General features: G+C 41.5%; 19 protein-coding genes. 16 read left to right on the top strand and 3 right to left on the bottom strand.

What is annotated here, in order from left to right:
• Nucleotides 1-699: 699 nt before the first annotated feature.
• From OHT75_RS04660 to OHT75_RS04650, 3 genes are all read left to right on the top strand, one after another.
• The gene (locus tag OHT75_RS04660; protein ID WP_264725289.1) at nucleotides 700-2,856 is read left to right on the top strand and encodes a sensor domain-containing protein; all 2,157 of its coding nucleotides are present in this window, start codon (nucleotides 700-702) and stop codon (nucleotides 2,854-2,856) included.
• 181 nt (nucleotides 2,857-3,037) lie between these two features.
• Nucleotides 3,038-3,910, top strand: a complete 873-nt coding sequence (locus OHT75_RS04655; RefSeq protein ID WP_264725287.1) for a 6-carboxytetrahydropterin synthase — start codon at nucleotides 3,038-3,040, stop codon at nucleotides 3,908-3,910.
• 16 nt (nucleotides 3,911-3,926) lie between these two features.
• Entirely contained in the window at nucleotides 3,927-4,766 is an 840-nt protein-coding gene (locus OHT75_RS04650) for a M23 family metallopeptidase (RefSeq protein WP_264725286.1), read from the top strand.
• Nucleotides 4,767-5,192: 426 nt separating this feature from the next.
• Here OHT75_RS04650 and OHT75_RS04645 read toward each other — a convergent pair whose 3' ends face one another.
• Nucleotides 5,193-5,756: a VOC family protein gene (locus OHT75_RS04645; RefSeq protein WP_264725285.1), complete on the bottom strand. Its 564-nt coding sequence runs from the start codon at nucleotides 5,754-5,756 to the stop codon at nucleotides 5,193-5,195.
• Nucleotides 5,757-5,794: 38 nt separating this feature from the next.
• A complete protein-coding gene (locus OHT75_RS04640; protein WP_264725284.1) occupies nucleotides 5,795-6,298 on the bottom strand; it encodes a L,D-transpeptidase family protein in 504 nt (167 codons plus the stop codon).
• Between the two features lie 154 nt (nucleotides 6,299-6,452).
• Between OHT75_RS04640 and OHT75_RS04635 the strand changes: the two genes are divergently transcribed.
• Complete coding sequence (locus tag OHT75_RS04635) at nucleotides 6,453-7,301, top strand: ion transporter (RefSeq protein WP_264725283.1); 849 nt, start codon at nucleotides 6,453-6,455, stop codon at nucleotides 7,299-7,301.
• 52 nt (nucleotides 7,302-7,353) lie between these two features.
• On the top strand, nucleotides 7,354-8,862 hold the full coding sequence (locus OHT75_RS04630; protein ID WP_264725282.1) for an MATE family efflux transporter: 1,509 nt from the start codon (nucleotides 7,354-7,356) through the stop codon (nucleotides 8,860-8,862).
• Nucleotides 8,863-8,946: 84 nt separating this feature from the next.
• Here OHT75_RS04630 and pepE read toward each other — a convergent pair whose 3' ends face one another.
• Complete coding sequence (pepE, locus tag OHT75_RS04625; RefSeq protein WP_264725281.1) at nucleotides 8,947-9,654, bottom strand: dipeptidase PepE; 708 nt, start codon at nucleotides 9,652-9,654, stop codon at nucleotides 8,947-8,949.
• A 693-nt stretch (nucleotides 9,655-10,347) separates the two neighbouring features.
• On the opposite strand from pepE, the gene htpX reads away from it, so the two are divergent.
• The 11 genes from htpX (at nucleotide 10,348) to OHT75_RS04570 (ending at nucleotide 25,191) form a co-directional block, all read left to right on the top strand.
• Nucleotides 10,348-11,211, top strand: coding sequence for a protease HtpX (htpX, locus tag OHT75_RS04620; RefSeq protein WP_264725300.1), 864 nt, complete (start codon nucleotides 10,348-10,350; stop codon nucleotides 11,209-11,211).
• Between the two features lie 321 nt (nucleotides 11,212-11,532).
• Entirely contained in the window at nucleotides 11,533-11,868 is a 336-nt protein-coding gene (gene cctA / locus OHT75_RS04615; protein WP_264725280.1) for a tetraheme c-type cytochrome CctA, read from the top strand.
• Between the two features lie 290 nt (nucleotides 11,869-12,158).
• Nucleotides 12,159-14,972 carry a nitrate reductase gene (locus OHT75_RS04610; protein ID WP_264725279.1) on the top strand — a complete coding sequence of 938 codons (2,814 nt, stop codon included), beginning with the start codon at nucleotides 12,159-12,161 and terminating at the stop codon, nucleotides 14,970-14,972.
• Entirely contained in the window at nucleotides 14,972-15,862 is an 891-nt protein-coding gene (gene cobA / locus OHT75_RS04605; protein WP_264725278.1) for a uroporphyrinogen-III C-methyltransferase, read from the top strand. The genes OHT75_RS04610 and cobA overlap by 1 nt, the downstream gene beginning before the upstream one ends.
• Nucleotides 15,855-17,054: a glycosyl transferase gene (locus tag OHT75_RS04600; RefSeq protein ID WP_264725276.1), complete on the top strand. Its 1,200-nt coding sequence runs from the start codon at nucleotides 15,855-15,857 to the stop codon at nucleotides 17,052-17,054. Before cobA ends, OHT75_RS04600 begins: the two co-directional genes overlap by 8 nt.
• Nucleotides 17,042-17,725, top strand: coding sequence for an ANTAR domain-containing response regulator (locus OHT75_RS04595; RefSeq protein ID WP_264725274.1), 684 nt, complete (start codon nucleotides 17,042-17,044; stop codon nucleotides 17,723-17,725). The genes OHT75_RS04600 and OHT75_RS04595 overlap by 13 nt, the downstream gene beginning before the upstream one ends.
• Nucleotides 17,726-17,926: 201 nt before the next feature.
• The gene (gene nirB / locus OHT75_RS04590; protein WP_264725273.1) at nucleotides 17,927-20,533 is read left to right on the top strand and encodes a nitrite reductase large subunit NirB; all 2,607 of its coding nucleotides are present in this window, start codon (nucleotides 17,927-17,929) and stop codon (nucleotides 20,531-20,533) included.
• Nucleotides 20,530-20,856 (top strand): nitrite reductase small subunit NirD, encoded by a 327-nt coding sequence (gene nirD, locus OHT75_RS04585; RefSeq protein WP_264725272.1) that lies wholly within the window; start codon nucleotides 20,530-20,532, stop codon nucleotides 20,854-20,856. The genes nirB and nirD overlap by 4 nt, the downstream gene beginning before the upstream one ends.
• 14 nt (nucleotides 20,857-20,870) lie before the next feature.
• Nucleotides 20,871-22,337, top strand: a complete 1,467-nt coding sequence (locus OHT75_RS04580; RefSeq protein ID WP_264725270.1) for a NarK family nitrate/nitrite MFS transporter — start codon at nucleotides 20,871-20,873, stop codon at nucleotides 22,335-22,337.
• Between the two features lie 132 nt (nucleotides 22,338-22,469).
• Complete coding sequence (locus tag OHT75_RS04575) at nucleotides 22,470-24,278, top strand: bifunctional protein-serine/threonine kinase/phosphatase (RefSeq protein ID WP_264725269.1); 1,809 nt, start codon at nucleotides 22,470-22,472, stop codon at nucleotides 24,276-24,278.
• 376 nt (nucleotides 24,279-24,654) lie between these two features.
• A complete protein-coding gene (locus tag OHT75_RS04570) occupies nucleotides 24,655-25,191 on the top strand; it encodes a curlin (protein WP_264725268.1) in 537 nt (178 codons plus the stop codon).
• The last annotated feature ends 10 nt before the right edge of the window (nucleotides 25,192-25,201 follow it).

Here is a 25,201-nt window from a genome sequence, read left to right as displayed (position 1 = left end):
GAAACACAGTATCGCCGATGGTAGTGTGGGGTCTCCCCATGTGAGAGTAGGTCATTTCCAGGCGCCTAATTTACTCGTTAGAGTAGTGATAAGCCCGTTGCGAATGTAACGGGCTTTTTTACATCTGAAATTTGAGCATAAAAGTTGTGTGACCGACATGCCCATGCGGGATTACGTCATTTCCAGGCGCCTACCCCTAATACTTCGGCAAGACCAGTCTTCAGTTTATAATGCTATTGTGAGTCAATCATGGTACACACTCAATTTTTACTAATATTGTTTATTTGTGTTTGCAATCTCTACACTGCATCACATTTTTATTAAATCACTATCGTCAGAATGATTTATAATTAAGGCACCTTTACATTCTGTGCTTCTTAATGACTCATGATAGTTTCTCAAACTGACAATCGACTTATTGAATTGGTTCGCTCTTGGCAAGCTCAGTTCTTGAAACTTCAGCCTCTAACTAAAGCGCAGTTTGTAATGTGTTTTAATACTCATGTGGATCAATCACTGCCACAACTGCTGTCTCTTCATTCTTTATCTTCCACAGAATCCGAATTCGCTTTTAATTATTTATCCAAATGGATGAATAATGAAAATTTAGTCAATAATATCAATGACGAATTAGATGCTTCCCTTACGTCTTATCATCTGGAACCACTTTTATTTACATATCAATTAGCAAATTATAATTTGGCGGTTTTAGCAACCGATGATCATTCCGAAGCCAATATTGCGTTGTTTGATTTGTTATTAAACCAATTCAAATCGGATTTATTAACTGTTTTTGCTGAAGAAACAGCTGAGTCACCAGGATTTACTATTCAGGATGTAATGAATTCATTTGAAGAAGTTTTTTGGATAAAAGACACCCAAGGAAAGTATATCTTCGCTAATCAAAGTGCTGAAAAGGCATGGCGTAAATCTACTGCTGAAGTTTCAGGTAAAACAGATCATCAGCTTTTTGATACTCAAGTTGCCGATTTATTCATTAAAGGCGATCAAAGAGCTATTGATGCTGGGAAAAGTGTGATTGTAGCTGAGTGTGAAGATTTTGATTTATCCAGTAATAAAGCATGGCTAGAAACGCTAAAATCGCCGATTTATCATGGTGGCAAATATGCTGGTGTTCTCGGTTTTACACGCGATATTGCTAAGCATAAAGCGGCGGAAGAGCAACTAATGTTGGCTGCCTGTGTATTTGAAAATGCCGTAGAGGGCGTTGTCGTTACAGATAAAGACGGAGTGATATGCGATGTAAACCAAGCGTTTACTCAGATCACTGGTTATCGATTAGACGAAGTTGTTGGAAAAAATCCCAATTTATTAAGTTCCGGTCGTCATAGTAAACAGTTTTTTGCAAAAATGTGGAATACGCTTTTAGTGAACGGAAAGTGGCATGGTGAGATTTGGAATCGCCGTAAAAATGGTTCTGTATTTCCTCAAGCGATTACGCTCAGTGCAGTTTATGGTGAAGACAGTTGTATAAAGTTTTTTGTTGGGGTTTTTGCCGATATTTCATTGTTAAAACAAACAGAAGAAAAACTGAAAAATTTAGCTTACGTTGACCCTCTCACTGGCTTACCTAACCGAATGCGATTTGTTTCATATCTTGAACAAGAAATTAGCCACGCTTTACGGGGCAAAAAGCAGTTGGCAATTTTGTGTATTGATATTGATTTATTTAAACATATTAACGAAAGTTTAGGCCATTTAGCGGGAGATGAAATCATTGTTGAACTCAGTAAGAGATTGTCCTATGCATTATCTGAGTTTGATGTGTTAGCCCGTCTTGGAAGCGACGAGTTTGTTGTTCTATTACCTACAATAACGGATACAGAATCGGTTTTCTCAAGTATTAGTCATTTAAGGAGGGTTTTTGAACGTCCTTTTATTATAGATAATGCTCAACCTATCCATTTGACAGCAAGTATCGGTGTTTCTCTGTATCCTAATGATGGCTTAGATGCTGACGGTTTATTGCGAAATGTCGATGCCGCTATGCACCGTGCTAAATCACAAGGCCGCAATGGTTATGCTTTCTATACTGAAGGGATGACAGCTGAAGCTGCAGAACAATTAAAGCTTCAATCTGCTTTGCATCAAGCAATAATCAACAATGATTTCCATCTCGTTTATCAACCTAAGATTCATCTTGCTTCAGGCCAAGTTAATGGGTTTGAGGCATTAATTCGTTGGTACGATCCAAAGCTTGGCCAAATATCACCAGCAGATTTTATTCCTTTGGCTGAAAAAATAGGTTTAATTAATGAAATCGGTTTATGGGTGTTAAAAACTGCCTGTATTCAGGGGGTTAATTGGTTAACACAAGGACTGCAGTTTAGCCGGATATCCGTTAATGTAGCCAGTTTACAACTTCAAAAAAGTGATTTTGTTGATAAGGTTAGAGATATATTATTAGCGACCGGTTTACCAGCTAAACACCTTGATATTGAAGTGACTGAGTCCTGTATGATGACGAATCAAGCTGCGGTAATCAAAGATTTAAGGCAGCTATCTGCTATGGGAATTTCAATTAGTATTGATGACTTTGGTACTGGCTATTCGTCATTAAATTATTTGAAAAAGCTGCCTTTAGATACCTTAAAAATTGATCAATCTTTCGTTAAAAACATTCCATTTGATTCGAATAATTGTGCGATTGCTAAAGCGGTTATTGCATTAGGTCATGCATTGAATTTACAAGTTATCGCTGAAGGGGTTGAAACCCAACAACAAGCCGATTTTTTATTGCACAATAATTGCGATTTAGCCCAAGGTTATTTGTACAGTAAGCCCAAATTAGCAGAAGATCTTAACGAGTTCTTGATTCAAATAAGTCCGACTTAATTGATTATTCGATTATGCGTGTCGTCATATCATCATAAAATCATTCAAGCGCCCTACAATTATCTTTTATACTCGCTCATCAGCTTAGTTTTGTTTAGAATGTTGATCTTATCTCATTGGCCATTTGCTAATTGGGAGTAAATAACACTGAGGTGGACTGTTTTTCTACCTAGGAGCTTTAATGCAACTGTTTGTAAAAGATTTAACTGTAATCGATTTTTCTTACCTGTGCCCCATTCGCGGTATGGTTGGAGAAAGCTGGATTGTCGATGTTTTGCTTGATGGTGGTTTAGATGAGCAAAATATGGTGCTGGACTTCTCAAAAGTAAAAAAGACCATCAAAAATACCATTGACGATGTTGCTGACCATCGTCTGTTGATCCCCACCGCTTGTAGTCAGGTCAGATGGCAACAGCAGGGGGATAGAGTGTGGATGGATTTTGCTAGCCAAAAAGGTGATATCCATTTAGCCTGCCCTTCACAAGCGTTTGCCTTGATCCCAACGGAAGTGATTGACTTTGAAAGCGTGAATGACTTTTTACAAAAAGCATTGCGCGAAGCGTTACCCGAAAATGTTCAAGGTATTAGCTTAACATTACGCAATGAAGTATTAACCACACCTTATTATCATTACAGTCATGGTTTACGAAAGCATGATGGTAATTGTCAACGTATTGCCCACGGCCATCGCAGTCCTGTTACGATATTTGAAAATGGCATTGCTGAGCCTAAATGGGATGAATACTGGGCCAATCGTTGGCGAGATGCTTATTTGGGGACGGAAGAGGATTTAGTGTCTGTTACTGAATTACAACTATCCAAGCAATCGAATATTAATGATGAATCGCATTACGGCTTTCATTATGTCGCTCCACAAGGTGATTTTCAGTTGGCGATGCCAAAAGCTTGCTGCGATATTATTCCGCACGACACAACCGTGGAACTGCTTGCCGAATATATGGCCATTACGTTAGCGGCTAAAGTGCCAGAAAGCCATTTTAAAGTCATTGCCTATGAGGGTATAGGTAAAGGCGCAATCGCAGTTAGAGGTTAAAAGGAATGCTTTCAATATGAGCTTGTATCCTGTGATTTTTGGTACATTTTTAGGTTTGTTGTTTGCCTCTTCAGTGGCTGCTGAAGTGACCTTCGATGGTAAATTTGAACAAGGGGCTTTAGTCAGAGGAACGGTGCCCGTCGGTAGCCAGATTAAACTTAATGGACAGCTTGTTAAAGTCACCTCAAAAGGTGAGTTTGCTATTGGCTTTGACCGTGATGCGAAAGCTGAACAAATGTTTGAAGTTGTTTATCCTACAGGTCTTACAGAGCTAAAGCCGCTTTATATTGCTGCGCGCGAGTATAAAATCGATCGCGTCACCGGTATCAGCACTAAAATTATGGAACCTGATCCCATTGCGCAAAAGCGTGCCGCAGAAGATGCCAAGCAAACTCGTGCTGCTCGAAGTACTTTTATTGAAAATGACGCTTTCATGCAGGATTTTATTTGGCCTGTAACTGGACGTATATCTGGCGTGTATGGTAGTCAGCGCATTTATAATGATGTGCCTGGAAATCCTCATTTTGGTGTCGATGTTGCTAGACCAACGGGGACCGTCGTCGTGTCTCCTGCAGATGGGGTGATTACCTTAGCGGTTCCAGACATGTTCTACTCGGGTGGTACATTAATTATTGACCACGGTTATGGCGTTAGTTCGACATTTTTGCATTTAAGTAAGTTATATCCAAAGGTTGGCGATAAAGTGACCCAAGGTCAAAAGTTAGCTGAAATCGGTGCAACAGGGCGCGTAACAGGGCCACATTTAGATTGGCGCTTGAACTGGTTTCATATGCGTTTAGATCCTGTTTCTATCGTTCCTCCCATGTCGACTGTGCTAGCAGCCGAAAAAAAATAATGGGTTAACTTGATAACCTGCATCAACAAGATTGATTTAAAGGAGAGCATTTATGTTCTCCTTTTTATTTTCAGAACATAGCTTATTAACTCAAGTGATACGTGAGCTTTGCTAATAGTGCGGAACAAGCTTTCAGTCAGGGATGATTAAGTTGAGCCTATAGGGATATATTTACGGCTTCTTGATAACGCAGGTTGGAAAGCTCCCTTTTAGGGCGTGGTATTAAAACCACCTTCTTCAGAAGGTGGATCTTTTACTCAATAACACAAAGCCTCATGCCATTGTCGTGACTTTGAAGTTATTCTGCAAATAAGGTTGGCAGTTTACTGAGGAGCAATCTCTTATTTATTGGCCTTGTAGCTCTCGATAGTCGAAATCATTTTTCAGATTTTCAAAACATAATATTTTTTCAATAATCGTAAAAGCTTAGTTGGTTTGCTCACTTTCGATAATTGTTTGAATATCGTGCGGGTGCACTTTGACACAAATGCCATTGGTTTTAAATGCAATGGTCGGGTTGGCTAAACGTTCATTGTCACCTTTTGGTGAACTTTGTTTGACCTTAATCTCGGTTTTTCCGGCAATGACCTGAGCAAGCTTAGGTACTTTGGCTATTAACTCATTAGCTAGTTCATCACAGGTTTGCGCCTTAGATGGCAACACTAATTCCACATGCTCCCAACCTTCAATAGGGTAGGTTTTGTCTGACGGAAACGGTAACTCAACGCATTGAATGGGAGTGGTGCCGAGCATCAATGGTACTGTTAATTTGATAATTAATATTGGGCGACCATTAATCATATTATTAGAAATAATCTCACCGTGTTGGCTGAACTCATCTGCTAATAATTGTGCGCTTTGTATATCGTTCACCCTCAGTGCGCTATGATCGCAATTCAATGCAAGTATATCTAAACCAAGTTGTTTGATAAACGCTTGGATCTGTAAGCTAAAATGTGGCCAAGTTTGTTGTAACACACAGTAATTCATAAAGAGTCCATGATTTTGTTGCTAATGATATGGTTTAATCAAGGCCAAATTTCAATTGGCGTGCCTTCATCTATCATGCGCCACAATTCATCCATTTCTTTATTGGTGACCGCGATACAGCCATTAGTCCAGTTATATTTTTGAGCTTCTTCTGGTGATAACGATGAACGTGGATTTTGCCCATGGATCATAATCATTCCACCTGGGCTGATCCCTAATGCTTGTGCGCGTAATTTGTCTTCATCATTAGGGTAAGAAATGTGTATCGAACGGTAAAATGCACTGTCTGATTTTTTGTAATCCAGCACATAACGACCTTGTGGTGTGCGTTGGTCGCCCTCTTTTAATTTGTGTCCTTTAGGAGCATCTCCCATGGCGATCACATAGGTTTTGATCACTTTTCCATCACGCATCACTGACATGCGTGATTCTGATTTATTCACCACGACTAAATCGACTTTAGCATGGAGCTGATCAGACGAAGCACTGGCCGTAAAAGGGCATACAATGCTGAGGATAAAAAACCAATAACGCAAGTGCATGATATCTCCGTATAATGAATTTTATTATATTTATAGATTTGCCATTTAGAGATGTGCTTAGTCTAATGTGCAATTGGCAATGATTCTAACGTCATCCGTTTGTAAATGGTATGGTTAAGTTAAATATCTTTTTAGGGATTTGAGTTAATAGGATATGAACGAAAAAAACATTGTAGACTCGCCTTTAAAACAACGTTTGCGAACCATTATTTTTGGTACTGATACTCCTGAAGGTAAAGCATTTGATATTGCTCTGCTTGCCTCTATTGTGGCCAGTATTGTATTGATATGTTTGGATACCATCGATAGTTTACATAGCGCATATGGGGAGTTATTTCTCATTGGTGAGTGGATGTTTACGGTTATATTTACTATTGAATATTTACTTCGTTTGTACTGCTCTCAAAACCGTTTCCATTATGCCCGCAGTTTTTTTGGTATTGTCGATTTATTGTCAATTTTACCTAGCTATTTAGCCCTAATCTTTCCGGCAGCTAATTTTGCACTTGCTATCAGAGTATTAAGACTATTTAGGGTCTTTAGAGTGTTAAAGCTGCTACGCTTTCTGGCCGACGGTAATTTGTTGTTAAAAGCCATGCTGCAATCAAGTCGTAAAGTATTTGTGTTTTTCTTTTCGGTTAGTTTGATCATTTTAGTATTGAGCGTAGTAATGTATGTCATTGAAGGGCCGAATAACGGGTTTAGTTCTATTCCTAAATCCATGTACTGGACTATCGTGACAATTACCACTGTAGGCTACGGTGACATTACGCCACAAACCCCTTTAGGTCAGGCGATAGCAGCGCTAACTATGTTAATAGGTTATTCCATTATTGCCATACCAACGGGGATTTTAACGGCTGAAATTTCGCATGAAATGGTGAAAGTACGTGATTTAAGAAAATGCAGCAATTGTGGCAAGAAGGGCCATGATAATGATGCGCAATTTTGCAATCATTGTGGCAGTGAGTTAGAGCCCCTTGAATCCTTAACCAACCCGTAAGGTGGGTCGGTTTTTATATCGTAAATTTATCTCATTTATTTAAAGGATATTCATGACAACAGCCAAGTTTGTTGAGGGCTCTATTTTACGCCACATATTAGTCATGAGTTCGACCGCAGCGGTGGGGATTTCAGCGCTGTTTGTCGTTGACCTATTGGATATCTTCTTTTTAAGTTTATTAGGCGAACACGAACTTACCGCCGCGGTTGGCTATGCTGGCACGATTTCATTTTTTACCACTTCTATTGGCATTGGACTGTCTATTGCCCTCGGCGCATTGGTGTCTAGGGCTGTTGGGGCAAAAAATAGCACTCAAGCCAAACGTCTATTTTTAAATTGTGCTGTTGTGACCTTTATCGTTAGTGCGTTAGTTGCCTTGTTAGTATTCATTTTTATTCCTGATTTACTCGCTTTGGTCGGCGCTTCAGGTTACACCGCTGAATTGGCTCAAAGTTATTTATATATTCTCGTGCCATCACTTCCGGTGATTTGTCTTGCAATGGCATTAGGTGGCGCGTTAAGGGCTGTTGGTGATGCCAAGCTATCCATGATGTCAACCTTAGCAGGTGGTGGTGTTAACGCAGTTCTGGACCCCATTTTTATTTTTATGTTTGCCATGGGTATTGAAGGCGCGGCAACCGCATCCGTGATAGCCCGTTTTGCGGTGTTGTTTATTGCTGGGCATGGTGCAGTTGTTAAACATCAACTGGTGGGCAAGTTCAGTTTTGAAGAGTTCAAACAGGATTTACCGTCAATTTTTGCCATAGCAGGCCCAGCAATGTTAACTAACATCGCCACTCCTATTGGTAATGCTGTGGTTACTAGGGCCATTGCTGATTTTGGTGATAGTTATGTTGCTGGCTGGGCTGTGTTAGGCCGTTTGATCCCCGTTAGCTTTGGGATGATTTTTGCCTTGTCGGGTGCAGTAGGCCCAATCGTAGGACAGAATTTTGGTGCTAATGAATATGACCGTGTAAAACAAAGCTTAAATAAGGCCATTCAATTTTGTGTCATTTATGTATTGAGTGTGTCGTTGATATTATTTTTACTTAGGCACCAAATTGTCTGTGCTTTTGATATGAAGGGCGATGCCGCTGAGGTCGTTCTTTTTTTCTGTCAGTACATTGCGGTGTTCTTTATTTTCTCCGGTATACTTTTTGTTGCCAATGCATCCTTTAATAATCTAGGTAAAGCTAAATATTCAACATTTTTCAATGTGGGCAAAGCAACATTAGGTACTATCCCATTTGTTTATTTTGGTGCGCAGTGGGGGCAGGTTTATGGGGTGCTGATTGGCCAAGTTATTGGGGCTATCATTTTTGGCATAGCCGGTGTTTTTGTTGCTTATCGACTTGTCGATAAACTCTCGCATACCGCAAAAGCCGAGTTGTCGGCACAGGTATTTACAGAGCAAGATGAGGCACAGCTTCAAAATATCGCTACCTCTTCGCCTTTATCCTCAGCTTGCGCGCAAATGGCACAGTTAGATGACGAGCCTTTGTGTAAGCAAATTGCAGAGGCTGAAACTAGATCAAAAACACCATCTCAAAATCAGCCGTAATATGGTTTAACACACATTAAAAAGCCCATCTTAAGTAAGATAGGCTCTTTAATGAAACTATTTTATAATATTGTGAGAATTTCTTTATAAATATTGGCTTAAATCACTGCCTGCATTAATCTCGACTTCCTGCTGCTCACCATGGAATAAATATCCTAACTTGTCACCCACGAGTGTCAGCTTATCGCCTTGAAGCTTTAACGCGCTACCCTCTTGAATGGCGATGATGGGGGTTAATGGATCAACTTGGGTAAATTCAAATAAACGTTGTGCGCGGGTTTCACCATTATGCCCAGGTGCTTGATAGTTGCTGTAGTGAGGATTAATCTGAAAAGGGACTAAGCTGATTGCGGCAAACGAGGGAGGCTCAATAATCGGCATATCGTTAGTGGTTCGAATGGATAATCCGGCGATGTTTGAACCCGCACTCCAGCCAACATAAGGTTTACCCAGATTGACCCGTTCTTTAATTAGATGAATGAGATCGTAACGATAAAGTTCATTGATTAATTGGAATGTATTTCCTCCACCTACAAAGATGCCATCGGCATCTTTAATTGCTTGCTTCGGATCGCCAAATTCATGAATGCCATTAATGGTGATAGGAAGAGCAGATAACCCTTGACGGACTTTTTCAAGATATTGGTCATAACTCATGCCAACGTCTGCATAGGGAATAAAAACCCACTTACGCGTATTAGCACATAATGGTTCTATAAACTCGAGTGCGTGTTGTAAATAAGGCGTATTACCTACTCTAGAAGCGCTTAATAGTAAGGCGTTAGCTGACATGAAAGATCCTTTTAAAGTTGGGGGAATGACATTCAATTGATGTCATATTAACAAAGTTCTATTTTGCAAGGTACTAACGACCCCGAATGCATGTGAAATAACTGGGGTGGTTTTTGTTGTTGATAAATTATGCAGTCGGCTATTTTTCTGTTATGCAATCACAAATAAACGCGGTTTAGTCTGCTCAAAAAGTGAATTTGCGGGCACAATGGTTGGAAAATAGCCACGGTTCTTCAGGTTGAGGCTAAAATGACTTTACACTGCGTTGGATAACCTAGGCGTAGGGTAATTATGCCCGCCATTATCAGCCTTGCCTAACGTCATGTTATTTCTCTACATAAAAAATAAACCAAGATAAACAACCCTAGATAGCAGTAAATTCAATTTTTATGCTTAATATCATCGGTATTGACCGCAAAATGAATGGGTATTAAAGCATGCTTAAGCATTTTATCAAAACACGCATATTTAACTGAGATTATTATCATAATTTAACTAATTTACAGATAGTTAGCCCTTTATTACTGATTTAAGTTTCAATTAAGTATTGCTACCTAGAATTTGCGACAAAATAGGGTGTTTGAAGAAATTAAATCAAATTTAATCTACCTAAACCTTGAAAATCGTTTAATCGGACATAATATGTCTGTAGAATGTTTTGCTATCGGCAATGTTGCCAACACAGGAGCTAAAATGAAGCGTATCTTTTTGTTAATTGCGACCAACATGGCAATTTTGCTAGTGGCCTCAATTGTAATGTCTATTCTAGGGGTGAATACTTCTACGATGAGTGGATTATTAGTATTTGCTGCCATTTTCGGTTTTGGTGGCGCATTTATCAGTTTAGCCATTTCAAAATGGATGGCAAAGAAAACAATGGGTTGTGAAGTTATCACTCATCCACGTGATAATACTGAGCGCTGGTTAGTTGAAACCGTAGCGCGTCAAGCAGAACAAGCTGGGATAAAAATGCCCGAGGTGGCAATTTATCAATCACCTGAGATGAATGCGTTTGCTACTGGCCCAAGTAAGAATAATTCATTGGTTGCGGTAAGTTCTGGTCTGCTATATGGCATGACTCAAGATGAAATTGAAGGCGTACTTGCTCATGAAGTTAGCCACGTAGCTAACGGTGATATGGTAACCCTGACGTTAATTCAAGGTGTGGTTAATACCTTTGTTATTTTTGCGGCACGTGTTGTCGCTGGCATTATTAATAATGTGGTTTCAAACAACAGCGAGGACGGTGAAGGATTAGGCACGTTTGCTTATATGGGTGTGGTATTTGTACTCGATATGCTATTTGGTATTTTAGCGTCGATGATCGTTGCTTACTTCTCTCGTATTCGCGAGTTCAGAGCCGATGAAGGTGCTGCACGCTTGGCTGGCAAAAACAAAATGATTGCTGCGCTTGAACGATTGAAGCACGGTCCTGAAACCGGTGCGATGCCAGCGCAAATGTCAGCATTAGGTATTAATGGTAAGCGTTCAATGGCTGAGTTTCTAATGAGTCACCCACCATTAGAAAAACGTATCGCAGCATTGAAAAACAGCTAATTTAAATTGCCTTAATTAAAAATGCTAAAAAACTGGAGCCATGTGCTCCAGTTTTTTTTGCTTTTGTTAAATGTAGCGCTAATTGAGTTAGTTCTCATTTTCGGGTTTATCAGCATGATAAAGTGTTGTTATAGTGTAAATCGTTGTTTAAAAACTATGGGTTAATCCATTGGCGCTAAGTGGAACACTGTTAACACGACGCCACTAAGCTTAGAGCAACACGACTGGCTTTTAAAATAACAATGCCAAGGATAATAATGAGTGTGAAAATGAGCGCCATCATTGTTAGTCAACTTTATACCCTGGTTAAGGTGGAGTGATATGAAAAATCAATACTTATACGCAATATTAGCTGCTTGTCTGATGGCGTTAATATTTTCAGCTGCAACATGGGCTGAAGGCGAAAATCTAGCAGATTATCATGCGGGTATGAATGGCTGTGAAAGTTGTCATGCCAATGAAGAGCCCTCAGCGGATGGCGCCTATGAGTTTGAACAATGTCAAAGCTGCCATGGTTCGTTAGCTGAAATGGACGATAATCATAAGCCCCATGAAGGGATGCTGATGTGTGCAGATTGCCACGCGGTACATGATGTGAATGTGGGTGATAAGCCTACCTGTGAAGCCTGCCATGATGATGGCCGTATTGCTAAATAATCGTCACCCAAATGAAATAGCCACAATGCTGACATGATGGTCAGCATTGTCATTTTTTAGGATAAAAAATTTACTTACTTAAATAAAGTATACCTCTAAAGTGGTATTTAAATTTGTTTTATTTCAATAAGATGCGCAAATTTGGTGCGATTACTTGCACTTGTGTTGCACAAATCTAAACTCTTTTTATTGCTCTATCTATAAAACTCCTTAAATTTCAATTCGATAAATATTTGGCACATATGTTGCGATATTAAAAGCAATTAATGGGTGAACAAATAGGTATAGAAATGGCGGAAATTCAATCAAGTTGTGCATATTGTGGGGTGGGTTGTGGGCTGACCATAAGCCATCATTCTTCACAGACACTTGCTGAATCCAATCTATCTCTCACCCTCAAAGGCGATAGCTCACATCCTGCTAACTTTGGTCGTTTATGTGCCAAAGGTGAAAAGCTTTTACTGAGTCTTAACCAACCCAATACCCTACGTTATCCCAAATTACGTTCGGGCAAACCGCTTGAGTGGGATGTCGCAACACGATTAATTGCCGACAAATTTCAACAAACAATTGCACAACATGGTCCTAACTCCGTCGCCCTGTATTTGTCAGGTCAGTTACTTACGGAAGATTATTATGTCGCCAATAAATTTGCTAAAGGCTATTTAAAAACAGCCAATGTGGATACCAATTCACGCTTGTGTATGTCATCTGCAGTCAGTGCAATGCAACGGGCCTTTGGTGAAGATGTGGTGCCTGGATGCTATCAAGATTTTGAACAAGCAGAAGTTATCGTGTTAATCGGTGCCAACACTGCATGGACTCATCCGGTGTTGTTCCAGCGAATGCTTGCTGCAAAGCAAACCCATGGCTGTAAATTAGTGGTGATCGACCCGATCTCGACCGCAACCGCAAAACAAGCAGATTTACATCTTGCAGTCAGTCCAGGTGCCGATTTAAGTTTATTTGTTGGATTACTAGGGTATCTAGCTGATAACCAATGTCTTAATGATGAATATATTAAAAACCATACTGAAGGATTTGAAACTGTTATTGAACATGCCCAAAGAGTCAGTGGTAATTTAGCCGCACTGGCTAACACTGTGGGTGTATCAGCTGTTGATCTCACAGCGTTTTATCATTTATTTAGCTCACATACAAAAGTGGTTACCGCATCGTGTCAGGGGGTTAACCAGTCAGTAATCGGTACAGATACCACTAATGCCATCATTAATTGCCACCTTGCGCTAGGGCAAATAGGCCAAGCAGGCGCGGGATTCTTTTCGTTGACCGGACAGCCAAATGCCATGGGAGGGCGAGAAGTCGGGGGGCTTGCTACACAATTAGCCAGTCACATGGGGTTTTCTGAGCAAGAGCAAGCGTTGCTTGCTGACTTTTGGCAATGCGACCATGTTGCTACTAAGCCTGGATTAGCAGCGGTTGAGATGTTTGATGCACTCGCCAAGGGCAATATAAAAGCGATTTGGATAATGGGAACCAATCCGGTTGTGTCTTTACCCGAAAGTGACAAAATTGCCAAAGCACTTGCCGATTGCCCCTTTGTGGTGGTTTCAGAGGTGAGCCCCGACTCCGATACGGCAAAACTGGCAGATGTGCTATTGCCTGCTCAGGGCTGGTCAGAGAAATGCGGCACTGTGACCAACAGTGAAAGATGCATTACCCGCCAACGAGGATTCATTGCGGCAAAAGGTCAGGCTAAACCCGATTGGTGGGCGCTATCTCAAGTTGCCATCAACATGGGTTTTAGTGGTTTTGAGTACCAAGATAATGCCGCAATTTTTTCTGAATATGCTTTATTGAGTCAAACAGTTAATCATGCATTTCCGCATAAGCGATTTAATCTAGGAGGTTTGGCTGGGCTGACAAAAGCACAATACGATACATTACCTCCGACACAATGGCCTGTGGCAACCCAGCAACAAATTGGTCAACAGCATCAAAGGGTGTTTACTGATGCTCAATTTTCGACCCCCAGCGGTAAAGCGCAATTTATAGCACCGGCGAAAAAGATTGAGGTGTTAAATCATCACCAAGGGGATTCACTTGATCAACAACCGTTAACCTTGTTACTTAATAGTGGTCGCAGTCGTGATCAATGGCATACCATGACCCGAACTGGGCATATTGCTAGTTTGCGTGCAAATGTACCTGAGCCAACGCTGAGTTTACATTCTCGTTTGCTTAAACCATTTGATTTAGTGGCAGGTGAACTTGCACAGATCCAATCGGCTACTGACACATCATTTACCCTTGCTCGGGTGACGGTTGATGATGATTTGCCCCTGAGTCTCGCCAATATGTCGATGCATTGGTCTGAACAGTTTTCACTGGGCAAAGGGGTCAATCAGGCTATTGATAATCGATTTGATCCTGTTTCAAAACAACCTGGTTTTAAATGTCAGCCAGTGAGATTATTTCCCGTTAAGCTGGCTTTACAAGGTGTCGTATTTGGTGATCATGATGCACAAGCTCAAGGACTAACTTGGCAGGTTGCACAAACACTGACGACAGGGATTTGTTATCACCTTGGTTTTGCTGATCAGCAAGAGGGGTTTGCGTATCAGGCTTCGCCATTTTCGTTGAAATGGACTGTGATGCTTGATGCTAACACCGGAAAAAGCCAGCAATTACACATCCAATGCAATACCGATAAAGGCCGATTAATTGCACTTAAAGTCCTATCAAATCAACCGGTAAATATCGCGTTAGAAACGATGAACGCGCTTATTGGTCAAACGTTAACCCCCAAATTGCTAAACCAACTACACCAACAGCTAAAAGCCGGAAATAGTCCCGTTATTTGCAGTTGCACTGGGATAACCGATGCAGCGATTGGCGATGAGGTTAATCGTCAATTTAATCAACAAGTACTGCTTAAGGGCATAAAGCATGTTCAATTTGAGCAGATTTTAGATGCCACACAATCAAGCTTAGGGTGTGGTCGAAAGTGTGGCAGCTGTAATAGTGAAGTAAGGCAATGTGCTCAAAAACATTGGGAGGAGGCGTTAACATTTGCTCCCTCAATTGATGAGTCAGAAGTTGGACATGAATATGCTAAACCCATTAAAGAGGATGTCGCTTAATGAATAACGTCGATGCAATGATTAATCATTCCCCCGTGACATTTGGTCAAACAGATGCCTTTAACGCTGGCGATGTTGCGATAGTCGGTGCGGGCTGCGGTCAATTAGACTTGATGACCATTAAAGCGGCGCGCATTGTGGCTCAGGCAGATGCTTTGGTATTTGATAGCCTTGTTAGCAGTGACATTTTGACCTTAGTTAGTCCTCAATGTCAGCGACACTTTGTGGGTAAACGATGCGGTCAACCCAGCGTTAAACAAGATGATATTAACCAGCTATTAGCAAAATTAGCGCGACAAGGGTTAAAAGTCGTGCGTTTAAAAGGCGGTGACCCGCATATTTTTGGCCGAGGTTGTGAAGAGGCTTTATACCTTGCAAAGCGGGGCATTCGTTCGCAGTTTTTTGCCGGTGTGACCGCAGCATTAGGATGTGCATCAAGTACGGGGATCCCGCTAACCTTTCGCGGAATGGCGCGCAGTGTCACTTTAATCACAGGCACAAGAATGACTGATGGGGCTAACGCCAGTGCCCCTAAGCAGTGGCATGCATTATTAGCGGCGCAATCGACTTTAGTTTTTTACATGGGAAAAGAACAAGCAGCCTCGATTTCATCAGGCTTAATGGCAGCTAAATGCACGACTCAGCTTCCAGTGGCATTTGTGACTAATGGCGGTCGCAGCAATCAATTAATTACTTATTCAAACATCGCTGATATGGGCGCTGATGCGTTAACCATTAAAGATTCAGGGCCAACCTTGATCATCATTGGTGAAGTGGTTGCTGTCGGTCAGCAACTGAGTCAACTGTTAGCCAGTATTGAGCATGGGCAAGACAAATGTATCGGTGCTCAGCAAGATGAAAGCTATTTGAATGAGGTGCGTTATGCCTAAAGCGGAATTTGAGTTAGCTCCTGTAGACGAATTTGATTTTAGATTATTCATTAAGGCATTAGGGAAAGGAGAAAAAGGTGCTCGTACTTTAACATTTGCAGAATCAAGTTTGCTTATTCAAGGGTTTGCCAAAGGCAAAGTGACGCAAGCTCAAATGGCCAGTGCCATGATGCTAATGCGAGTGAGAGGCGAGACAGCAGCTGAGGTTGCTGGGGTCGTTAGCGGATTAAAACACACCATAGATGCTCGCTGGCAAGCAATACAGGTTGATGTTGATTGGCCTGTATATGCAGGCAAACGTGAGCAATTGCCCTGGTTGCTGCTGGTGGCAAAAGTGTTGGCCACAAAAGGTTTACGGGTGATGTTGCATGGCGATAGCTTGGCATTACCGCATCGCCGTCATGTTGAGTCGTGTATTGAAGCGCTTAATATTGCCAGTGCTAAAACCGTCATGGAAGCCGAACAAGCATTGCAAGCTAACGGTATCGTTTATGTGCATGCAGGTGTTCTTGCCCCTGTACTTGATGATTGCCGTTTATTACACCAAGAACTAGGGTTACGCAGCCTTATTCAAACGGCATCCCGGTGCATGAACCCAGCCAATGCAGTACTCAGTTTAAGGAGCTATTTTCATCCAGGTTTAGATGACTTGCACCAAAGCATTGCAGAAATGCTTTTTGCCGAAGGTGATTACCAACAGGGGACTATTGCTATTTTTAAAGGGCTGCAGGGGGAAACCGAAGTTAATCCCCGCGTGACAACCGATGTGCGTTTTATTAAAAAATCATCAGGTAGTAAGTTGCAATTTAGTGCATGTGCTTTACCCACGGTATTAGAAGGCTTTAGTGGTGCAAAAGTGGGCCAGTCTGAATTAGCTGCCCAGAGTCTTGCCCACCTTTGGCACACCATTTTGCCTTTTGAATCATCCATATTGGCAGATGAAATGACCGACTCCATGATTGATCAAGCCCTTAGCAGTGTAGAAGCAACCTTATGTTTAGTCTTATGTTTACAGCAAGTATCGTCTTCAAAGCCGCTCGATGTAAAAGAGAACCTATTATTGGCACAACAATGCTGGTCTGAAAGACTTTCTTTTACCGCGCCTAATCGTATTGAACGTGTCAACAGATTGCTAAAACATTCCCCTGATGATGCATCTTTCGATGCTAAGGATAGAGTATGCGCAGTTTAATATTATATGACGCTACCTTTCTAAAACTTAATGACGCAGCTTTGCGCCTAGAACAGTATCAGGCGGTGTTAAATTCAATGGGCGAAGTTGATCATATTGGTTCTATTAGCACAGCAGAAAAAAACTATCAGCAGTCAAATTATGACATGATTTTAGTCTTGGTTGACACATTAACACACCCAATGCAGGGGTTTATACAACGCGCTTTAACGGTTAAACCGAGCGTATTTATTGTCAACGCTAACCATTGGCATTTACAACAACTGACTGAATTACTGGCTTGTGGCAGACTGACTTTTGTTCCTGAAAGCTTGGCAGCCAGTAGGTTAAGCGATTTAGTCCGCTTGGCAAAAGTGCGTTTTGTGGCGGCGAATAACACCAGAAATGAATTTAAAAAACTAACCGATGAAATGAAGCAATTGAAACTCATCGCACAAGCCAAATTGATCGTAATGCATCAAGGTTTTACTGAAGATAAAGCGCACCAAATTATTCAACAACAAGCGATGCAAAAAGGGCTGACGATAGCGCAGATGTCGGCCCAAATTGTTGCCCTGATGACGCCACAAACGGTTCAACACGCTTCGAGAGATTCGGCCGTGTCTGAAAGTGGTGCGCCTCATTTTGGTGCGAGTGCGCATAAGGAGAGCGCGGTCTGTGCGGGCATGTAACTGAATTTGATTTAAGTTACTGTTTTTATGATGTTAATTATTTTTATATTAGATGGGTTTTGTGGCATGTTGCCTGCAATGACACCATTAGCATTAAAAGTCTAAATTAAAATCTGGTTTGTATTAGGCAATGGCGCCAACTCTTTAAGTGGAGTTGGCGCTTTTTTGTTTTTTGCATCCATGGCATGAAGGAGCCGAAAAATGGCAGTCACAAAACCCAAGTTAATGGTCGTCGGTAATGGCATGGTTGGCCATCACTTTATTGAGCAATTGTGTAGCCTTGGGCTAAATAAGTTGTTTGATGTGCACGTGTTTGGCGAAGAGCCTCGTCCAGCCTATGACAGAGTGCAATTATCGAAATATTTTGAGACTAACAGCGCTGACTCTTTAATGTTAACCAGTGCACAAGATTATGCCGATTGGAGCATCACGCTGCACTTAAATACCCAAATTACCGCCATAGATACCAAAACCAAAACGCTCACCAGCGCGCAGGGTGATGTGTATGACTATGCGCGTTTAGTGCTATCAACGGGCTCATTTCCTTTTGTGCCGCCAATTAGTGGTAATAACCGCGCTCAATGCCTGGTGTATCGCACCATTGAAGATTTAGAAGCCATTCAAGCCTCTGCCCTGAATAGTAAAATAGGTGTTGTGGTTGGTGGTGGGTTACTAGGATTGGAAGCTGCCAATGCCATGCAACAATTGGGTGTGAAAACTCATGTTGTTGAATTTGCCCCGCAATTGATGCCCGTTCAGCTAAATGATAAAGCCGGCGAATTACTGTGCCATAAAATTGAGCAGCTAGGGGTGAGCGTACATACATCAAAAGCCACCACCGCCATTATTGATGGTGAAACCGCCTTACATCGCATGACATTTAGTGATGAATCGTACCTTGAAACCGACATGATTGTGTTTTCAGCAGGGATCCGCCCACAAGATGCGTTAGCTAGAGTGTCTGATATTAATATTGGCGAGCGCGGTGGCATTGTTATCGATGATTACTGCTTAACTTCTGCTGCCGATGTTTACGCCATTGGTGAGTGTGCGTTATGGGATCAAAAGATTTTTGGTTTAGTGGCGCCCGGTTACCAGATGGCCCGTGTTGCGGCGTCGCATATTGCTTCAGCGGTGTCAGACGTTACCCCAATGGCTTTTAAAGGTGCCGATATGAGTACCAAATTGAAATTATTAGGGGTTGATGTTGCCGCTATTGGCGCGAGTCGCGGCTTCGATAATGCTCAATTTGTTGAGTTATCAGATAACCAAGCCGGTATTTATAAAAAATTGTGGCTTGATGAAAGCGGTAAGTTTTTAAAAGGTGCGGTGTTAATCGGTGACAACAGCGATTATAGCCGTTTACTGGATACGTATTTATCGCAAGATGAAATTCAAGGCTCTGCAGTGGAATTATTGCTGGCGGGAGCAGAGTCTGAATCGGACTTGAAAGACACTTCTATTGTGTGCTCATGCCATCAGGTAACTAAGGGCGATATTGTTGACGCGGTTAAAGCGGGTAATCACAAAATGGCTGAAATTAAGTCATGCACCCGTGCGGCGTCGGGTTGTGGTGGTTGTGCGCCATTAGTACAAAAGATTATTGATCAAACCTTGCAAGCTGAGGGGTTAGATTTTAATAGCGGTATTTGTGCTCACTTTGATCATAATCGTCAGGCCTTGTACCACATATGCCAAGTGGAATACATTCATGACTTTGAAACCTTAATTCGTCAGCATGGTAAGCCTTCTGCTGATGGTCATCATTATGGTTGCGATATTTGTAAACCTGCTGCGGCCTCTATTTTTGCCAGCCTAACAAATCACTATGTCTTAGATCACGATAAAGGCCATGTGCAACTGCAAGACACTAATGATGCTTACTTAGGTAACCTGCAAAAAGACGGTACCTACTCAGTTGTTCCGCGTGTTGCTGGTGGTGAAATTACCCCTAAAAAATTAATCGCCATGGGAGAGATTGCACAAGAATATGACCTTTACACCAAAATTACCGGAGGGCAGCGCATTGATATGTTTGGCGCCAAGTTATCGCAATTACCTGAAATTTGGCGAAAGCTAATCGATGCTGGTTTTGAAACGGGTCATGCTTACGGTAAATCTTTACGCACGGTGAAATCCTGTGTTGGCAGTACATGGTGTCGTTATGGTGTGCAAGATTCTGTTGGTTTAGCTATTGATTTAGAGAACCGTTACAAAGGCTTGCGCAGCCCTCATAAAATTAAGTTTGCGGTATCGGGTTGTACCCGAGAATGCGCTGAAGCCCAAAGTAAAGATATTGGTGTGATAGCCAGTGATAAGGGCTGGAACTTATATGTTGCAGGCAATGGCGGTATGCGTCCACGCCATGGTGATTTATTTGCTACCGACTTGTCGACACAAGATTTGTATAAATACATAGATAGAATTTTGATGTTTTACATCAAAACGGCTGACAAGTTACAACGCACGTCTACTTGGATGGAATCGCTTGAAGGCGGGCTCCCTTACTTACAATCGGTTGTGGTTGACGATGCTTTAGCCATCAATGCTGAGTTGGAAAAACAAATGGCTCACATCGTCGGTACTTATCAATGTGAATGGAAAACCAGTCTTGAGCGCCCATCATTCTTAGCGCGATTTAACGAGTTTGTGAACCCAGATGCGGCACCTGCGGCAGAGTTTAACGCTTATGAACGTATTCGAGAGCAGCGTTTTCCTGCATTAAGCAAAAATGCAGGAGCCGGCACAATTGCCATCAAAGATGTCACAGATGAACTAGAAACTGCCACAGAGGAGGTTGGAGTATGAGTTGGGTCAATGTATGTGATGAAACAAGTTTGCCTCAAAATACTGGGGTTGCTGCCTGGGTTGCGGGTAAGGCTGTGGCGATTTTTAATTTAGGAAAACATGGACTATTTGCGATAGATAATGTCGACCCTGCTACTGGTGTGAGTTTATTAGCCCGTGGGTTGATTTGTGAAATGGAAGGTCAACTTTGCGTTGCATCGCCTTTATATAAGCAGCATTACTGCTTAAAAACCGGTGTGTGTATAGAAGATCCACAATTGGTTGCTAGCCCGTTTGCGATAAAAACTGAGCAAGGCAAAGTGTTTGTTATGGCCAAAGGATAAGGATGGGATTAATCATGAGCGCACAAAAATTTAAGCTATTTTCTTTTTCTGGAAAAATGAAAGTTTTACACCTGAGCTGGATGGCATTTTTTATCACCTTCGTTGTGTGGTTTAACGCCGCACCTTTGGTGAGTGTCATTGCAGATAGCTTAGGGTTAACAAAGGATCAAATTAAAACCTTACTGATTTTAAACGTGGCTTTAACCATTCCCGCCAGGATTATTATCGGAATGGTAACCGACAAATATGGCCCTAAGGTCACTTATTCTGCCTTGCTGGCCATCTGTTCTATTCCGTGTTTTATGTTTGCAGTTGCCGATTCTTTTGAACAACTTGCGCTAGCGCGATTTTTAATTGGTTTCATTGGTGCAGGTTTTGTTATTGGAATTCGAGTTGTCAGCGAATGGTTTCCGGCTAAAGAGTTAGGCACAGCAGAAGGCATATATGGTGGTTGGGGCAACTTTGGTTCGGCCGCTGCCGCATTTACTTTACCCGCTGTTGCTTTAGCTTTTGGTGGCGAAAATGGTTGGCGTTTTGCCATTGGTTTAACTGGATTGATGAGTTTAGCATTTTCCTTTGTGTACTATTTCAACATCACTGACACACCAAAAGGCTCTACCTATTTTAAACCTAAAAAAGCGGGTGGATTAGAAGTTACCAGTAAAAAAGATTTTGTGTTGTTAATCATCATGAAAATACCGATGTACGCTACATTGGCTTTGCTGGCATGGAAGCTTTCACCTGCTGGTGTCAGTATGTTTACTCAAAATGTCACCGAACTGATTTATGGCTTATTAGTGTTGGTCTTTATTGTCGACTTTTATCAAACTTATCAGGTAAACAAGCATATATTTATTCGCGAGGTACCTGAGTTTGAACGTTATGAGTTTAAGCAAGTTGCGGTATTGAATGTACTGTATTTCACCACCTTTGGTTCAGAGCTTGCTGTGGTGTCGATGTTGCCATTATTTTTTGCCGAAACCTTCGGATTAGGTATGGCGCAAGCGGGTATGGTGGCTTCAAGTTATGCTTTCATGAACCTCATGTCTCGCCCTGGGGGTGGGTGGCTAAGTGATAAGTTTGGCCGTAAATCTACCTTATTAATTTTAACGGCAGGATTAGCTATCGGATACTTTTCGGTTGCGCAAATTGACTCAAGCTGGAGCTTACCGATCGCCGTGGTCGTGGTGATGGCGTGCTCGTTCTTTGTCCAAGGCGGTGAAGGTGCAGTATTTGCCGCAGTGCCATTAATTAAACGCCGATTAACGGGACAAATTGCTGGTATGACAGGAGCTTATGGAAATGTGGGCGCGGTATTCTTTTTAACAGTTTATTCAATGGTTTCCACTCAAATGTTTTTTTACGTGATTGCTACCAGTGCCGTGTTTGGCTTTATTACTCTGCTGTTTATGAGTGAGCCTAAAGGACACATTGCTGAGGTGAATGAACAAGGTGAAGTCACCTTAATTAGCGTGAGTTAGTGATAGGGCAGATGTTGCCGCGAGGAGTGTCATGGCTCGCGGCTATTTGTTGATGGTTGATAATACGGTTGAGCATTATGGAACCAACGAGATATTGTCAATCAATATCGCTAATCACCAGAGTAAAAAAGTATGCATAAACAAGTGGATAATCAGGTTGATAGCATGAATGTAGAGTCAAGCGGTGATGATGTATTGCCTACACTGCAATCTAATCAGTTAAATATTCATGTCGGTCAGACCTCAGACAAAGGAGTTAAAGCATCGAATGAGGATGCCGTTGGCATTCGTATTCCATCTGGATTAATGCTAACAACTAAAGGCATTGTTACCGTGATCAGCGATGGGGTGAGTACGGCTGAAAATGGCGCACAAGCTTCATCGATTAGTGTCAGTAACTTTATTAGTGATTATTACTCCACTCCAGACACCTGGAGTGTGCAAACATCAAGTAATAAAGTATTAACATCCTTAAACCGCTGGTTGTATGGACTAGGGCAAGATTATAGGGATGCCCGCAGAGGTTATGTGTGTACCTTTTCTGCATTGGTGTTTAAGTCCTGCACCGCACATATGCTCCATGTTGGTGATTCTCGAGTGTATCGTTTTAGAGCCGGAGAGCTAGCCAAATTAAGTCGAGACCACAGTACCAGTGTCAGTGAAACTCGGCATTATTTGACCCGAGCATTAGGGATGGATGTGAATTTAGAGGTTGATTACAAAGCCATTTCGTTACAAGAGGGCGATGTATTTTTACTGACAACCGATGGTGTACATGATGTGCTGACCGATCATGAAATGAGCCAGTTTTTACTTGGATTTATGAGTAAACATCCTCAGTTATCCGATCAACAATGTCAGCAATTTTGCGATCAACTAGTACATAAAGCCCTGCAATTACAGAGTCAAGACAACCTCAGTGTTCAGCTATTGTATGTTGCAGGTTTGCCGAATCAAGCCATTGATGATGTTTATCAACGCCTAGCCAGTAAGCCGTTTCCGCCGCCGCTGGATGTAGGAATGAAACTTGATGGTTACCAAGTGACACATATTGTGCATCAATCGCAGCGAAGTCAGGTATATCGCGTGGTTAACCAAGATGGCAAAGCTTTTTGTATGAAAACGCCGTCGGTTAATTATCTTGACGACGCAGCTTACATAGAACGTTTTATGCTAGAAAGTTGGGTCGGTAATCGTATAAACAGCCATTATGTGGTCAGTATTGCTGAGCAACAGCAAGCTAAATCTGCTTTATATTATCTCACTGAATTTTTAGATGGGCTGAGTTTAGCCGAGTGGCTTGTTCATCATAAAAAAGCGCCGGTGGAAGATGTACTCAAATTAGTGCGACAAATTGAGTTGGGTGTAAGGGCATTTCATCGTAAAGAGACACTTCATCAAGATTTAAAACCCGATAATATTTTTGTTACTCGGCAAAATACCGTAAAAATTATTGATTTTGGTTCTTGTTACATTAAAGGTATCGCTGAAATCAGTACGCCGCTTATTAGAGATCAAATACTTGGCACTGCAGATTACACCGCACCTGAAGTGATACTGGGTTATCAAGCCGATGGCCGAGCTGATTTATTTTCAATTGCTGTGATTGCTTTTGAAATGCTAGCGGGAGCGTTACCCTTTAAAGGTCAACTGAGAAAGTGCCGTACTCGACAAGATTTTTTGAAATTAGAATATGTTTGCGTACATACACTTAACCCTATGGTGCCCGAATGGATGGATAAAGTGCTTAAGCAAGCGATGAATATTGAACCCACATTTAGACAGGCTGATACCTGTGAGTTTATTCACCAACTGAGTACGCCAAAACAGGAGGGAGCGACAAAAGTCAGTGTGCCGCTTATTGATCGAAATCCACTTAAATTTTGGCAGATCACGTCAATTATTTTATTTATATCTTTGGTTATTTCTCTGGTTAATTAATGCAATTTAGTATTATTCAGCTTTTGTTACTGGCTTGAAAACTTCTGTCTATGAATTAGGACGTTAGGTTCTAAAACTCCCACATCATCTGTGCCTTCAGATCTTTAATCTGCTTGTTTCTCACATCGTTATATATATTTTACATATCTTAACATTATGATTTTTAGATAATTACGTCTACTTACTAGTAATAAAGTGGGGGGGTGTAAAGCTCATTTAGTCTGAAGGTCTATGGTGCTTTCATACTGTGGGGGGACTCATTGTGGTTCATGCAGCGTCATAATATTGACACTACCGATAGCACAAGGCTCAGAAATAAATTGTCTGAGAGTGCTAAAGAATAACGGATTAAATGAATACCCTAGGGGCAGGAAGCATGACCTTGATTAAGCGTCAAACAACAGGTGGCATAAGAATAAACGCAGGTTTGTTAGCGTTGATAATGTGTTTTTTTTCCTTCCCAGGTCTGAGCCAAGACATTAGTGATATTGATGAGTTAGCTGTAAGAGGAAATCGAGCCAATGTTGTACAGCTTGGCGATGACCTTAACGTTAACCTCAATCAACAGGGGGCAGATAATCATTTTATTTCAACTCAATCAGGATTTGGTAATCAACTTTCTACCACCCAGCAAGGTACAAATAATCATACCATTGCGAATCAGTCAGGAAGCGATATCGAAGCCAATATTTTGCAATCCGGTTTTAACAACGTGGCGTTAGTTAATCAAGTGGGTGTAAGCCTGATGGCTGATTTAACACAAATTGGTATTGATAACGTTGCGATTGTGAATCAAACCGGTAGTGAGAATGCGATTTGGATCCAGCAGTATGGCTCCGGAAATGCTGTAGGTGTAACTCAATGGGGTACATCACAACATGTTGTTGTGACCCAAGGTAATTTATCTAACTAAGAGTATAGGG

Source organism: Shewanella subflava, from assembly GCF_025971955.1.
GTDB classification, from domain to species: Bacteria; Pseudomonadota; Gammaproteobacteria; order Enterobacterales; family Shewanellaceae; genus Shewanella; species Shewanella subflava.
Note: the sequence above shows the minus strand (reverse complement) of the source record. Positions and strands in the feature narration are given on the sequence as shown.